Genomic DNA, 14,078 nt, shown 5'->3' on the forward strand with positions numbered 1-14,078 from the left:
AGGAAAATGAAAAAATGGATGAAAAAAATGGCAATCATTGGCGCTGTCCTCTTTGTGGGTGGAATCGGTGTGACATCGATCGGGGCTGCCATTGGAGGCGCAGCTGCCGGACTGGATTTTCTGATCGATCAGGAAAAAATTTTTCAGGATAAATATAATTGGGGTGATTCGGAGGAAATATGGGATGATACGGAGCAGCTGCCGGAAGAGATCGACGAGCCGGATGAGATGGAAGAGCAGCTGGACAGAGAAAAACAATGCGAATAGTTTTCCAGAAAATGGACATACTCTGAGTACACAAGGTGGAAAGGAGTATTTTTTATGGATGAAAATAAGGTGGATTTTGAGAAAATGACCCCGGCAGAGCGGCTGAAATATGAGGTGGCGGAAGAAATTGGACTGGCGGACAAGGTACGGCAGTATGGCTGGAGAAGCCTGACTGCCAAGGAGAGCGGGCGGATTGGCGGTCTGATGACGAAGAAAAGGCGGGAGATGAAACAGGATAAGAAAGGCTGATAGATATTTGCTTGAAAACACCAAAAGCCCTTGAAAATAAAGGAAAAATCCAATATTTTCAAGGGCTTTCAAATCTGCCGGCTGCGGGACTTGAACCCGCACGGTGTTGCCACCAATGGATTTTGAGTCCACCTCGTCTGCCATTCCGACAAGCCGGCTGTCTATCGACGCTTTTTATCTTACCAAAATTGGAGACAGATTGCAACTGTTTTTTTGTTTGTTTTGAAATTAAGAAGCGAAGCATTCGCAGGGGCTTGCGTGTTTCATTAAAATAAGGTATGATTAGGTTCAAATGGGTTTATGAACGCGTCATGCGTGAATGATAATTCATATGGAATGACAGACTGGAAAAGGAGGTGGCGTCTGTGACCTGTCGGGAAGCGGAGCGTCTTGTGACGCCGTATATCCAGGATAAACTGAGCGGGGATGAGCTGGAAGCGTTTCTGGAGCATCTGGAACATTGCCGCAACTGTCAGGAAGAATTGGAAATTTATTTTATGGTAGATGTCGGACTGAAACAGCTGGACACCGGATCGGGTACTTTTGATATCATGGGCGCACTGCAGAAGCGGATCGCTGAGTCATATGCCCGCGTGCGCCGGATGTGGCGCTTCCGGAAAATGGAGTATGCGGTCAATACGCTGGGCGTGATGGCGGTATTGGTGACGGTGATGCTACAGGTCAGGATTTGGCTGGCACCATAGAAAAAAGCAACAAGTGATAGAACAGGAGACGGAAACAGATGGGCAAATTAGTGCTGATAGATGGTCATAGTATACTCAACCGGGCATTTTACGGGGTGCCGGAGTTGACAAATTCGAAGGGACTCCACACCAATGCAGTGTACGGATTTTTAAATATCATGTTCCGGGTGATCGAAGATGAGGGGGCAGACTATCTGGCAGTGGCATTTGACTTGAAAGAGCCAACATTCCGTCACAAAATGTATGCGGCATACAAGGGAACGAGAAAACCGATGCCGCAGGAGCTGCATGAGCAGGTTCCGGTGATGAAGGAAGTGCTGACAGCGATGGGCGTGCCGATTCTTACCAAGGCGGGGTATGAGGCAGACGATATTCTGGGAACAATCGCGAAACGCTGTGCGGCGGAGGGCGTGGAGGTTTCTATCGTATCAGGAGATCGTGACCTGCTGCAGCTTGCAGATACGCACATTAAGATTCGGATGCCGCGTACTTCGAAAGGTACGACGGAGATACGCGACTATTACCCGGAGGATGTGAAGGCGGAGTATCAGGTGACACCGATCGAATTTATTGATGTAAAGGCGCTGATGGGCGATACTTCGGATAATATTCCGGGCGTGCCATCGATCGGTGAAAAGACGGCAACCAGCCTGATTACCACCTACGGAAGCATTGAGAATGCATATGCACACATTGATGAGGTAAAGCCGCCGCGCGCACAGAAAGCGCTTCGGGAGCATTATGACATGGCGCAGATGAGCAAGGATCTGGCAACGATCCGCATCAATTGCGAGATTGGTTTTTCGCTGGAGGAGGCGAAGCTGGATTCGCTTTACACGCCGGAGGCATATCAGTATATGAAGCAGCTGGAATTTAAGTCCATTCTGCAGAAATTTGGTGAGGACGCCTTTGCGTCATCAGAAATGGAAAAATCTTTCCGTCTGGTAAATGATTTTGGCGAGGCACAGGTGATTTTTGACCGTGCACAGCGGGCGGAGGAGATCGGCGCGCAGCTGGTGATTGAAAAAGGAGAGGTTGTAGCACTGGCACTCTGCCTGGATGGGACATCGATCTATGCGATCCCGGCGGTTGGGTTCCTGACCGGACAGTATCTGGCGGAGGAGCTGGAACGCCTGATGGAGGTGGTTCCGTCTGTGACGGTTCTGGATCTCAAGATCCAGCTTCCATTTCTTAAAAATCACAGCCGCCGGATCGTGGACGGCATCCGGAATGCAGAAGGAAACCGTGCGGTTATGGACGCAGGCGTGGCGGCGTATCTGTTAAATCCGCTCAAGGATACCTATGGATATGATGACCTGGCGCGCGATTACCTGGATATGACCGTGCCGTCACAGGTCGATTTGCTTGGAAAAACGGCGCTGTCGGATGCATTTGAGACAATGCCGGAGAAAGCGTTGAATTGTGTCTGCTACATGGCATATACGGCGTGGAAATCGCGGGAAATCCTGCTGGGGCGGCTTCGAAGACATGGAATGCTGCATCTCTTTTATGAGATAGAGATGCCGGTTATTTACAGCCTCTACCATATGGAAGAGGAAGGTATTCAGGTGCGCCGGGAGGAATTGAAAGCCTACGGCGAACGCCTCCAGACGCAGGTAGAGAAACTGGAGCAGGAGATTTACGCCGAGACGGGCTGTGAATTTAATATTAATTCCCCGAAGCAGCTGGGTGAGGTTTTATTTGAAAAAATGTCCCTGCCGGGCGGCAAAAAGACGAAGACCGGCTATTCGACGGCGGCGGATGTGCTGGAAAAACTGGCGCCGGAGTATCCGGTTGTGCGGAAAGTATTAGACTATCGCCAGGTGGCGAAACTCAAATCGACCTATGCGGACGGGCTGGGGGCATTTATCCGGGAGGACGGACGAATCCACGGAACCTTTAACCAGACGATCACAGCGACAGGACGTATCAGCAGTACAGAGCCGAACCTGCAGAACATTCCGGTGCGTATGGAGCTGGGACGCGAGATCCGGAAGCTGTTTGTACCGCGCGAGGGCTGTGTGCTGGTTGACGCTGATTATTCCCAGATTGAGCTGCGTGTGCTGGCGCATATGTCGAATGACAAGAACCTCATCCAGGCATACCGGCAGGCGGAGGACATCCACGCGATCACGGCGTCGCAGGTATTCCATGTGCCGCTTGAGGAAGTGACACCGCAGCTTCGCCGCAATGCAAAAGCAGTCAATTTCGGTATCGTATATGGTATCAGCGCGTTTGGGCTGGGCGAAGATCTCGGTATTTCCCGCAAGGAAGCGACCGAATACATTGAGCGCTACTTTGAAACCTACCCGGATGTCAAACGTTTTCTCGATGGTCTGGTAAAAACGGGCAGGAAATACGGCGAGGTCAAGACTATGTATGGGCGCGTGAGACCGATTCCGGAGCTGAAATCCGGCAATTTTATGCAGCGTTCGTTCGGTGAGCGTGTGGCGATGAATTCCCCGATTCAGGGAACTGCAGCCGACATTATCAAGATTGCGATGATCCGCGTCGATCAACGCCTGCGCCGCGAAGGACTGCGTTCCCGCATTGTCCTCCAAGTGCACGATGAACTCCTGATTGAAACCTGGAAAGAAGAGCTGGAACAGGTGCAGTCGATTCTGGCGACGGAGATGAAACGTGCGGCGCAGCTGCAGGTGGAGCTGGAAATCGATATGAAGATGGGAAATTCGTGGTTTGAAACGAAATAATGGAAAGGTACAGATAAACATGAAGATAATCAGTATTACCGGAGGCGTTGGTTCCGGTAAGAGTGAGGTCCTGCGTGTGCTGCAGGAGGAATTTGACGCGGAAATTATTAAGGCAGATGAAGTGGCTCACCAGCTCATGGAGCCGGGTAAGAAAGGCTATCAGCATGTGGTAGAGGCGCTGGGTGATTCCTTTTTAAATAAGGACGGCAGCATTGACCGCAAAAAGCTGGCGGCGCTTATTTTCCAGAATAAAGAGGCGGTGGAGACGATGAACGCCATCATCCACCCGATGGCGTGGGAGGAGATCCGCTATGCGATCAACCATTCCGACAAGGAGATCATCGTTGTGGAGGCAGCTCTCTATGATGACGACCATAATGCGATGTTTGATGAAATCTGGTATGTATACACATCGGTGGAGAACCGCATCAAGCGTCTGATGGCAAGCCGCGGCTACAGCGAGGAAAAATGCCGGGGCATCATGGCAAATCAGGCATCCGAGGACGATTACCGGAGTTTTGCGACGCGTGTGCTGGACAACAACGGCGGGATTGAGGATATTCGGAAGCAGATAGCGTCATTTTTAGGAAAAGAGGATTAGGATACATATGCGGATGGTTAGTATTGCCAGCGGCAGCAGCGGGAATTGTATTTATATAGGAAGCGACAACACCCACGTTCTGGTGGATGCGGGGATCAGCAACAAGCGTATTGAGATGGGGTTAAATGACCTGGGGCTGAATGCGCGGGAACTGGATGGAATTCTCATCACGCATGAACATTCCGACCACATCAAAGGGCTCGGCGTGTTGGCGCGCAAATATGGCACACCTATTTACAGCACAAAAGAGACATTAGAGGAAATTCAGGATTCCAAGAGTCTTGGCGAGATTCCGGAAGATCTGATGCACCCGATTACGCCGGATGTTGATTTTATGGTAGGAGATCTGGAAGTCAAACCGTTCCGGATCGACCATGATGCAGCGAATCCTGTTGCCTACCGGGTTCAGAATGAAAAAAGATCGGTGGCGGTGGCGACGGATATGGGGCATTATTCCCAGTACATCATTGACCATCTGCAGGGGCTGGATGCGATTTTGCTGGAAGCCAACCACGATGTCAAAATGCTGGAGGCAGGACCGTATCCGTATTACCTGAAGCGTCGTATCTTAGGCGATTACGGACACCTTTCCAATGAAAATGCGGGGCGGCTTTTAAGTTCCATTCTGCATGACAATTTGAAGCACATTTTCCTGGGGCATCTGAGTAAGGAAAATAATTACGAAGAGCTGGCATATGAGACGGTGCGTCTGGAGATCACAGAGGGAGATACGCCGTATAAGGCGAATGATTTCCCGATCACAGTGGCAAAACGCGATGCAGTGTCGCAGATTGTGACGGTGTAGAAGACGTAAAAGTATTAAAATTGGTTATACAAAGTCTGAAAACAAGCCAGAAGATATATTTGGGGTTATGGCTTGGAGGCATGGACAAAAGTGTGGGGTTGACAGAAATATCGTTACTGTACACGCATACGTGTCCAGTAACGGAATTTGCCGTGGCTTCGCATTTAAATACGGCAAATTCCTGCTGGCACCACGTTTTCTTACGGCACTTTCGGTTCCAAAAGTGCCTACCCGTGTACAGTAACGAAATATCATTTTAGGTATAAAAGTCAGCAGCCGGATGGCAGTTGAATTTTTATAGAAATTAGTAAGTCATAAAAACATTTCCGCCATAGGACGGAGAGCACACAGGAGGATGAAACCTATGAGTAAGATTATTATTACTATCGTTGGACAGGACCGCGTCGGTATCGTTGCAAAAACGTGTAATTATCTGGCTGACCACAACATGAACATTCTTGACATCACGCAGACGATCCTGCAGGAATATTTCAACATGATGATGATCGTGGATATTTCCGGTTCCAAGACATCCTTTGATGATATGGCACATGAGCTGGACAAGCTGGGACAGGAGATCGGCGTAAAGATTCTCTGTCAGAGAGAAGAGATTTTTACCAGTATGCACAGAATCTAAGCAAATATTTTCAGAAAGGACGTAAAACCAATGATTAACATGCAGGAAGTTCTGGAAACTAATAACATGATCGCGCATGAAAAACTGGATGTGCGGACGATCACGATGGGTATCAGCCTCTTAGACTGTGTGGACAGTGATCTGGCGAAGATGAATGAGAAGATCTACAATAAGATTACAACTTATGCGAAAGATCTTGTATCGACCGGCGATGCCATCGGACGTGAATTTGGGGTTCCGATCGTCAATAAACGTATCTCGGTTACTCCGATCGCGCTGGTAGGTGGAAGTGCCTGCAAGAAGAGCGAGGATTTTGTAGAGATTGCGAAAACACTTGATAAGGCAGCGAAAGAAGTGGGCGTCAACTTTATCGGCGGCTATTCTGCATTGGTTTCCAAGGGAATGACACCGGCGGAAGAGCTTCTGATCCGCTCGATCCCGCAGGCACTTGCCTGCACCGACCGTGTGTGCAGCTCCATCAATGTCGGTTCTACCAAGACAGGTCTTAACATGGATGCGGTCCGTCTGATGGGCGAGATGGTTGTGGCAACCGCAGAGGCAACGAAGGACAATGATTCCCTCGGCTGTGCGAAGCTGGTTGTATTCTGCAACGCGCCGGATGATAACCCGTTCATGGCAGGTGCATTCCATGGCGTGACTGAGGCGGATGCGATCATCAACGTCGGCGTCAGCGGTCCGGGAGTTGTAAAGACGGCTCTGGAAAAGGTACGTGGCGAGAACTTTGAGGTGCTGTGTGAGACGATCAAGAAGACGGCGTTCAAGATCACCCGTGTTGGACAGCTGGTAGCACAGGAGGCGTCCAAACGTCTGGGCGTTCCGTTTGGCATCATTGATCTGTCGCTGGCACCGACTCCGGCAGTCGGAGACAGTGTGGCGGAGATTCTGGAAGAGATCGGCTTAGAGCGCAGCGGTGCCCCGGGTACAACAGCAGCGCTGGCAATGTTAAATGATCAGGTTAAGAAGGGCGGCATCATGGCGTCCTCCTATGTTGGCGGACTCAGTGGTGCGTTTATTCCGGTCAGCGAGGATCAGGGCATGATCGATGCAGTTTCTGAGGGTGCGCTTACGATTGAGAAGCTGGAAGCAATGACCTGTGTCTGCTCTGTAGGTCTTGATATGATTGCGATCCCAGGCGATACGAAAGCGACCACGATCGCCGGTATCATCGCGGACGAGGCGGCAATCGGCATGATCAACCAGAAGACAACGGCAGTCCGCCTGATTCCGGTCATCGGAAAAACAGTGGGCGATACGGCAGAGTTCGGCGGTCTGCTTGGCTATGCGCCGATCATTCCGGTCAACCGTTTCTCCTGCGACAACTTTGTCAAACGTACCGGACGTATCCCGGCACCAGTACACAGCTTTAAGAACTAATAGGAGTTTCATATGGATAAATCACAGGAACTGAGAGAGGTGCTTCTGCGGTATCTCGATGCCGATCTGGAGCGAATCATTTTCAGCAACCCGAGAACCCGTGAATCCTATCTGAAATTAACCGTGCGTCCTCTGCTTCTGCGGGGGGCGCTTGCTTTTCAGACGGAAGAATTTACGGAAAAACAGGCATTTCAGAAAAATCAGAACGCAGAAAAGACCGCCGAGTACCTGCTCGGAGAACTGGAAAACCGTTACCGCAATGCGGAGATCGCGTCGCTTCACGGGATTGTCAATATTCTGATCAGTAAGAAGGGGACGGTGACGATCAAAGAGAAGAAAGTGGGGGTTAAAAGGGCAGAGAATCGGACGGTACCGGTGGCAGCAGGTGATGTGCAGAAAGCTGGAAAGCAGATGCCAGCGAAGAGTCATGCAGATGTGAAAGAAAATTCGCTCGAAAAATCGGGTCAGAGTCAGTCAAGTCACGAAAACGGAAAGATGCAGAGAAGTGCTAAAATACAGGGAAATGGTAAACTGCAGAGCAATGCGAAACAGCAGAAAAATGCCGGAACAGGACTGTCGGCTGGCATGGATGCCGCAGCGTTTTCAGAACGTCTGGCTTCGTTATCCCATAACCGTACTAAAAAATACGTCCTTCAGGAAGGCGTCCCAGTCCCATTTCTGGTAGATCTCGGTGTCATGACGGCAGAAGGCAAAGTTGTGAAATCCCGCTACGACAAATTTCGCCAGATCAACCGTTTCCTGGAATTTATTGAGGATGTACTTCCGAATCTCGATCCGAACCGGACGAATACGATCATTGATTTCGGATGCAGGAAATCATATCTGACGTTTGCGATGTATTACTATCTGCATGTGCTGAAAAAATATTCGATCCGTGTCATCGGTCTGGATTTGAAAAAAGATGTCATTGCGCTCTGCAACCGCCTGAGCAAGAAGTTTGGATTTGAGAACCTGACCTTCCTGCACGGCGACATCGCCGGATATGAGGGCGTCGATCAGGTCGATATGGTCGTGACACTGCACGCCTGTGATACAGCGACCGATTATGCGCTGGCAAAAGCGGTCAAATGGGGCGCAAAAGTCATTCTTTCCGTTCCGTGCTGTCAGCATGAGATTAACAAGCAGATTCAGAACGACCTTCTGTCGCCGGTTTTACAGTACGGTCTTCTGAAAGAACGTATGTCGGCGCTTCTGACCGACGGAATCCGTGGGCAGCTCCTCGAAATGTCCGGCTACCGGACGCAGATTCTCGAATTCATCGACATGGAACATACACCGAAAAACATCATGATCCGTGCGATCCGCCAGGGCAAGAAAGCAGACGGGGCGGCATTAGAGACAATGATGAAGGAATTGCATGTGAAGCCGACATTGTATGGATTGTTGGTGGGGGATGAGTAGAAAAACTGTGGCAGGTATAGTTGTATACTGAAGCTTATTTTTTGAATGAACGTTCAAAAAGTGAGTTATTAGGAACAACTATACCTGTTTTTGTTTTGTGTATATTCAGCAGTTGGAACAGTTCTTAGAAAATTGTGATATTGCAGATTTTGGAAGCTTTTAGAATAAAGAATTGAAATGATAGATCAAATGCGAAATATCAGAAATTAAATTTGATATTTATCATATAAGATTGTTCACATCGCATTTTCATGATATGATAAAAGGAAGAAAGAGTATTTGTTAAAAAAAATGATAGAACAAGAGGTGACATTATGGCGGTTAGTTATAAAAAGCTGTGGAAAATGCTAATTGATAAAGATATGAGGAAGAAAGACTTACGTGCATTGACTGGATTTAGTACAACAACAATGTCCAGATTGGGCAAGGATGAGAATGTGAGTACGGAAATTTTATCAAAAATATGTTCTGCTTTAAGTTGTGATGTTGGAGACATCATGGAATTTGTTCCTGATAAAAAAGAGGAACAGTAAGGAGGTACGGTAGTATGGATCATTCTTATCCTTATATTGCGTCTCTGACCAGAGAACCGTTCCTTTTCTACGAGATGCGTTCTACCGCAAAGCTAATGGCAGAAGGAAATTCAGATGATGCGATTGTGAAAGAAATTGTAGAGCAGAATCTTTTCCAGTACCCAACGGAAAAATCTATCACACGCATGGCGAAAGCCTGTATCAAACGGCTTCATGCTCTGGAAGATGATTCTCTGGTTTCTGCGATTGCGTCACAGCCAACAGATGTAGCAAAACAGATTTGTCTGTATGCGTTGATGAAGCAGAGCCGACTGGTCTGGGAATTTATGCTGACCGTCATTGGTGAGAAGTACAGATTAAGGGACACGTCTTTTGGTAAGATAGATTTGAATACATTTTTTATGCGCTTGCAGGAGCAGAATGATACCGTGGCTTCCTGGTGCGATACTACAATAACAAAGTTAAAACAGATCATTGCCAGAGTGCTTGTTGAAACAGAATATCTCGACAATCTCAAGGCAGATCATTTGAATCCAGTATGGCTACATCCTGTTTTGGAGAATGCCATCAGAAGCAATGGCGACACAGCGATACTGCCAGCGTTTAATTGCTTTTCTTAGGAGGTAGCCAATGAGTGACATAAAAGAACGCCTGGACAAAGTTCGGGTATTGATTCAGGAACCGGAGTTCCTGGAAGGCAAAGGACTCAGCAATGAGGTGAATATCAGAATCTTCTGCTATGAACCGGAGAATGAAATGGTTGTCCGCCATTTTGTGAATCAGTTGGAAACCGATCAGTCCTTAGATTGCCATTTGATCGTTTGTAATTTATATAAAACATTTCTCTCTATCTGCGATGATATGGACATCACAGATGCGATTCCCGATATGGAGGAAGCTGACGGGAGTGTTTATCTTCTGGAGCAGCTTAACTCCGCAATCGGTAATGGAGAGTTTATTGATAAAATCCAGTATGAGCCACATGAACCGGGTGATGTGCTGATGCTGACAGGTGTGGGCGAGGTGTTCCCGTTTATGAGAATCCATACGTTACTGGAAGCCTTGCAACCGTATTTTTCGGATGTTCCGATTTTGGTTATGTATCCGGGTGAGTTTGATGGTCGTCATGTAAAACTGTTCAATCGGTTGACACCAAATGATTATTACCGGGCATTCAATGTCATAGATTAAGGGGGATAAAGCCATGATGATTCGAGATATGTTTGCGGATGATATTAACCGCAAAATCAATGGTGTAATTAAAGTAGATCAGGCTGCTGATGATGTAATCGAGCAAGAGTTAAATGAATATGTCATTACCAGAGAATTGAAGAAACACTTTATTACATTCTTCAATTATTACGGTGATGCTTTCGACCAGCCGACAGCCGATATGGGTGTTTGGATTTCCGGTTTCTTTGGAAGTGGTAAATCTCACTTCTTGAAAATGCTTTCCTACCTTTTGGAAAATAAAGAGGTAAAAGGCATTCGCAGTGTGGAGCGTTTCCGTAAAAAGTTTGAGGATGACCCGGCAACTTTTATGCTGATCGACCGTGCCACGAAGGGTCAGACGGAAACCATTCTTTTCAACATTGATATTGAAGGCTTCAGCAATAAAGACAAGACTGCTGTACTTCGTGTTTTTGCAAAGATGTTCTACAACCATCTGGGATTTTACGGTGAAAATCTTAAAGTTGCCATGATGGAGCGTTATATTGACCAGCAGGGTAAGACAGAGGAGTTCCGCAGAGTTTTTGAAAAAAAGAAAGGCAAGCCATGGCTTGAAATGCGCCGTGCCTTTGCTTTCAATGGAAAGTTCATCATCCCGACACTGATGGAAGTTTTAGATATGAGTGAGGACGATGCCAAGACGTGGTTCAATGATAAAACCGCAACAGAAATTTCTATTGCACAGCTTGTGGAAGATATGAAAGCCTATGTAGATACTAAACCTGCAAACTTCCGTCTGCTGTTTATGATTGACGAGGTTGGACAGTATGTTGGTACGGATACCGATATGCTTTTGAACCTCCAGTCTCTGACCGAAAAAATCGGAAGTGAGTGCGAAGGTAAGATTTGGGTGATCTGCACTGGGCAGGAAGCCATTGATGAAATCATCAAAGTTCGTGCGGATGAGTTCTCCCGTATTCAGGCTCGTTTCAAAACAAGACTGAGTTTATCTTCTTCCTCTGTGGATGAAGTCATCCAGAAACGTATTCTGAAAAAGAAAGCGGAAGCAGTCGAAGAGCTGGAAGATGTTTATGAGCAGAATGATTCAGTCCTTCGCAATTTGTTCAGCTTTAGCGGTTCCGTTTTGGATATCAAAGGCTACTCCGGTCCGAGGGAATTTACAGAGAACTTCCCGTTTGTGCCGTATCAGTTCATCATCATGCAGAAGGTATTTGCTGAAATCCGCAAGCACGGAAATTCCGGCAAGCACCTGTCCGGTGGTGAGCGTTCCATGCTGTCCGGTTTCCAGGAAGCTGCACAGAAAATTCAGGAGAAGGACGAGTATGCACTTGTTCCATTCTTCCGTTTTTATGATACCGTACATACTTTCCTGGACGGTTCTATCCGTAGAGTGATTGAGCGTTGCCAGAAAGCTGCTGACAATGGCGATGGAATCGAACAGCAGGATGTGGATGTACTGAAACTTTTGTACTTGATTCGATATCTAGATGATATTCCTTCCAATCTGGACAATATCGTTATCCTCATGGCAGACGATATTCGTGTAGATAAGATTATCATGCGTGAAGCTGTCCGTGGAAGCCTTGACCGTCTGATGAGCCAGAATTATATCGGCAGAACTGGCGATACCTACAATTTCCTGACGGATGAGGAACAGGACATTCAGCGTGAAATCAGAGATACCAATGTGGATACCGTTTCTATTGTGGAGCGTATTGCCAAGATGATTTATGGTGATATTTTTAAAACCAGTAAATTTCGCTATGGAAACAATGATTTTGCATTTGACAAGATGGTAGATGGTATTACGGTTGGTGTGGCAACAGGCGGCATGTGTCTACGTTTCTTGACCGTTGCTATTGATGCTATTGAAAAAACAGATTATCGTCTGATGGCAGAATCCAAGGGCAACGAAGCAATCGTTGTTCTGGCTGATACGCCTTATTATGAATCTCTGGAATCTGCCATGAAGATTCGCAAGTATGTAATGCAGAGAAATGTAAGCTCATTACCAGATACAGTACAGAAAATTATTGAAAATCAGCAGAGTGAAGCTGGAAAATATGAGCTGAGTGCTATGACTGAATTGCAAAATGCCATCGAAGGGGCACAGTTCTATGTAGATGGCGAGCATCTGGAAATCAAAGCCGGAAATGCCAAGAGCAAAATTGACCAGTCTCTTGAATATCTGGTTGCTCATGTATATAGCAAGCTCGACCTGATTACAGATAATGCAGGCAGTGACGCAGATATTATTGCGATTCTGACAGGTGCAGTAACGGCACTTCCAGGCATGGAACCGAACCGTGATGCTGCTTCTGCTATGGAAGAATATCTGGAAATGCAGGATGCGAAAAAGCTACCGACTTCTATGGCAGATGTGCAGAGCAAATACAGTGCGATTCCGTATGGCTGGAAAGAAATCGACATTGCTGCGGTTGCGGCACAGCTGATTTATTCCCAGAAAGTAACCATCAAGTATGCAGGCAATACCATTCAGCCGGATGACCCGAAACTGCCGGATATGCTTCGTAAAAAGAGTGAGATTGGCAAGACTTCCATCAGCAAGCGTAAAACCATTTCCGCTACGATGATGCGTGATGTGAAATCAATGCTCCGGGATTATTTCGATGTTATGGATGTACCGGACGATGAAGATGGTCTGATTCGCTTTGTGACTGAGAAATTCAGTGAACAGCGTGATTACTATGCTTCTCTGGATGCCCGTTATGACGGACATAAATACCCGGATCGTGCATTGGTGCAGGAAGCCATTCATCTGATGGATAATGTACTTTCTCAGAAGAAAGACAATATTGCCCTGATTGAGCGTGTGCTGAAAAAAGAGGATGCTCTTTTCGATAACAAAGAAGCCATGAGCAACGGCATTGAAAACTTCTTCAAGACTCAGGTAACAGTATTCGACCAGGCGGTGCAGTTTGAAAAATCTCTGCATGATGACATTGACCGTATTGCAGAAAATGAGGAAGCACACAAGGCACTGAATACTATTCGTCTGATTACGATGGTTCAGACTGGAAACGAGTTCAACTATACCCGGATTCGTGAACTGAATCCGTTGATGGATACGGTTCGTACCGCCCATGACAAGATGCTGGAAGAAAAACGTGCCGAGGTTCTGGAAACGGTTCGTCAGTGTATGGAAGCGACCCACACTGCCGCAAACGGCGATTCCAAGGCATCCCATCTGATTGAAAAATCAGATCGGTATTTCAGCCAGTGCAAGGAGAAAATCGCAGAATTAAAGAGCCTCGCCCTTTTGGATGCCATGTTCCTGCCGATGTGCCAGTATAAGGATGATACCGTCAGCAATATTGAGTCTGTTCTGGCTCCGCCTGCACCGAAGCCGCCAGTACAGCCGACACAGCCGGGGAAAGAAGCTGCTCCGGCAAAGAAAAAGGTTGTCCGTGCCTATAACCGACAGGTTGTATTCCATGCAAAGACCTTACAGACGGATGCGGATATTGATGATTATGTAGAGAAGATTCGTTCTCAGCTGAAACAGTTGCTGAAGCATTGCGACGAAATCAAGCTGAATTAAG

General features: G+C 47.3%; 13 protein-coding genes and 1 tRNA gene. 13 read left to right on the forward strand and 1 reads right to left on the reverse strand.

Annotation, left to right across the window (positions count from 1 at the left end):
- Positions 1-6: 6 nt before the first annotated feature.
- Positions 7-267, forward strand: coding sequence for a hypothetical protein (locus DW931_RS00925; protein WP_118481747.1), 261 nt, complete (start codon positions 7-9; stop codon positions 265-267).
- Between the two features lie 54 nt (positions 268-321).
- On the forward strand, positions 322-516 hold the full coding sequence (locus DW931_RS00930) for a small, acid-soluble spore protein, alpha/beta type (RefSeq protein WP_106999744.1): 195 nt from the start codon (positions 322-324) through the stop codon (positions 514-516).
- Between the two features lie 75 nt (positions 517-591).
- On the opposite strand, the gene DW931_RS00935 is transcribed toward DW931_RS00930, so the two are convergent.
- Positions 592-674, reverse strand: a tRNA-Leu gene (locus tag DW931_RS00935).
- A gap of 207 nt (positions 675-881) precedes the next feature.
- Between DW931_RS00935 and DW931_RS00940 the strand changes: the two genes are divergently transcribed.
- From DW931_RS00940 to brxC, 11 genes are all read left to right on the forward strand, one after another.
- Positions 882-1,220, forward strand: coding sequence for a zf-HC2 domain-containing protein (locus DW931_RS00940; RefSeq protein WP_022360432.1), 339 nt, complete (start codon positions 882-884; stop codon positions 1,218-1,220).
- A gap of 38 nt (positions 1,221-1,258) precedes the next feature.
- On the forward strand, positions 1,259-3,931 hold the full coding sequence (gene polA / locus DW931_RS00945; protein ID WP_118472285.1) for a DNA polymerase I: 2,673 nt from the start codon (positions 1,259-1,261) through the stop codon (positions 3,929-3,931).
- Positions 3,932-3,950: 19 nt separating this feature from the next.
- A complete protein-coding gene (gene coaE, locus DW931_RS00950) occupies positions 3,951-4,532 on the forward strand; it encodes a dephospho-CoA kinase (RefSeq protein WP_107000385.1) in 582 nt (193 codons plus the stop codon).
- Positions 4,533-4,539: 7 nt separating this feature from the next.
- Positions 4,540-5,337, forward strand: coding sequence for an MBL fold metallo-hydrolase (locus DW931_RS00955; protein ID WP_022360435.1), 798 nt, complete (start codon positions 4,540-4,542; stop codon positions 5,335-5,337).
- A 364-nt stretch (positions 5,338-5,701) separates the two neighbouring features.
- Complete coding sequence (locus tag DW931_RS00960; protein WP_022360436.1) at positions 5,702-5,974, forward strand: ACT domain-containing protein; 273 nt, start codon at positions 5,702-5,704, stop codon at positions 5,972-5,974.
- Between the two features lie 30 nt (positions 5,975-6,004).
- Positions 6,005-7,369: a PFL family protein gene (locus DW931_RS00965; protein WP_106999746.1), complete on the forward strand. Its 1,365-nt coding sequence runs from the start codon at positions 6,005-6,007 to the stop codon at positions 7,367-7,369.
- 12 nt (positions 7,370-7,381) lie between these two features.
- Positions 7,382-8,791 carry an SAM-dependent methyltransferase gene (locus tag DW931_RS00970; protein WP_243015176.1) on the forward strand — a complete coding sequence of 470 codons (1,410 nt, stop codon included), beginning with the start codon at positions 7,382-7,384 and terminating at the stop codon, positions 8,789-8,791.
- 314 nt (positions 8,792-9,105) lie between these two features.
- Positions 9,106-9,324, forward strand: coding sequence for a helix-turn-helix domain-containing protein (locus tag DW931_RS00975; RefSeq protein WP_106999747.1), 219 nt, complete (start codon positions 9,106-9,108; stop codon positions 9,322-9,324).
- Between the two features lie 14 nt (positions 9,325-9,338).
- Entirely contained in the window at positions 9,339-9,944 is a 606-nt protein-coding gene (locus tag DW931_RS00980; RefSeq protein WP_106999748.1) for a DUF1819 family protein, read from the forward strand.
- 10 nt (positions 9,945-9,954) lie between these two features.
- Entirely contained in the window at positions 9,955-10,515 is a 561-nt protein-coding gene (locus tag DW931_RS00985; RefSeq protein ID WP_106999749.1) for a DUF1788 domain-containing protein, read from the forward strand.
- Positions 10,516-10,528: 13 nt separating this feature from the next.
- The gene (brxC, locus tag DW931_RS00990) at positions 10,529-14,077 is read left to right on the forward strand and encodes a BREX system P-loop protein BrxC (RefSeq protein WP_118467570.1); all 3,549 of its coding nucleotides are present in this window, start codon (positions 10,529-10,531) and stop codon (positions 14,075-14,077) included.
- Position 14,078: the final 1 nt, after the last annotated feature.

Origin of the sequence: Clostridium sp. AM43-3BH (genome assembly GCF_003479985.1) — a bacterium.
GTDB lineage: Bacteria > Bacillota > Clostridia > Lachnospirales > Lachnospiraceae > Otoolea > Otoolea fessa.

Coding starts and splice junctions, on each gene's coding strand:
- DW931_RS00925 (WP_118481747.1), top strand. CDS start 7: ATGAAAAAATGGATGAAAAAAATGGCAATCATTGGCGCTGTCCTCTTT.
- DW931_RS00930 (WP_106999744.1), top strand. CDS start 322: ATGGATGAAAATAAGGTGGATTTTGAGAAAATGACCCCGGCAGAGCGG.
- polA (WP_118472285.1), top strand. CDS start 1,259: ATGGGCAAATTAGTGCTGATAGATGGTCATAGTATACTCAACCGGGCA.
- coaE (WP_107000385.1), top strand. CDS start 3,951: ATGAAGATAATCAGTATTACCGGAGGCGTTGGTTCCGGTAAGAGTGAG.
- DW931_RS00955 (WP_022360435.1), top strand. CDS start 4,540: ATGCGGATGGTTAGTATTGCCAGCGGCAGCAGCGGGAATTGTATTTAT.
- DW931_RS00960 (WP_022360436.1), top strand. CDS start 5,702: ATGAGTAAGATTATTATTACTATCGTTGGACAGGACCGCGTCGGTATC.
- DW931_RS00965 (WP_106999746.1), top strand. CDS start 6,005: ATGATTAACATGCAGGAAGTTCTGGAAACTAATAACATGATCGCGCAT.
- DW931_RS00970 (WP_243015176.1), top strand. CDS start 7,382: ATGGATAAATCACAGGAACTGAGAGAGGTGCTTCTGCGGTATCTCGAT.
- DW931_RS00975 (WP_106999747.1), top strand. CDS start 9,106: ATGGCGGTTAGTTATAAAAAGCTGTGGAAAATGCTAATTGATAAAGAT.
- DW931_RS00980 (WP_106999748.1), top strand. CDS start 9,339: ATGGATCATTCTTATCCTTATATTGCGTCTCTGACCAGAGAACCGTTC.
- DW931_RS00985 (WP_106999749.1), top strand. CDS start 9,955: ATGAGTGACATAAAAGAACGCCTGGACAAAGTTCGGGTATTGATTCAG.
- brxC (WP_118467570.1), top strand. CDS start 10,529: ATGATGATTCGAGATATGTTTGCGGATGATATTAACCGCAAAATCAAT.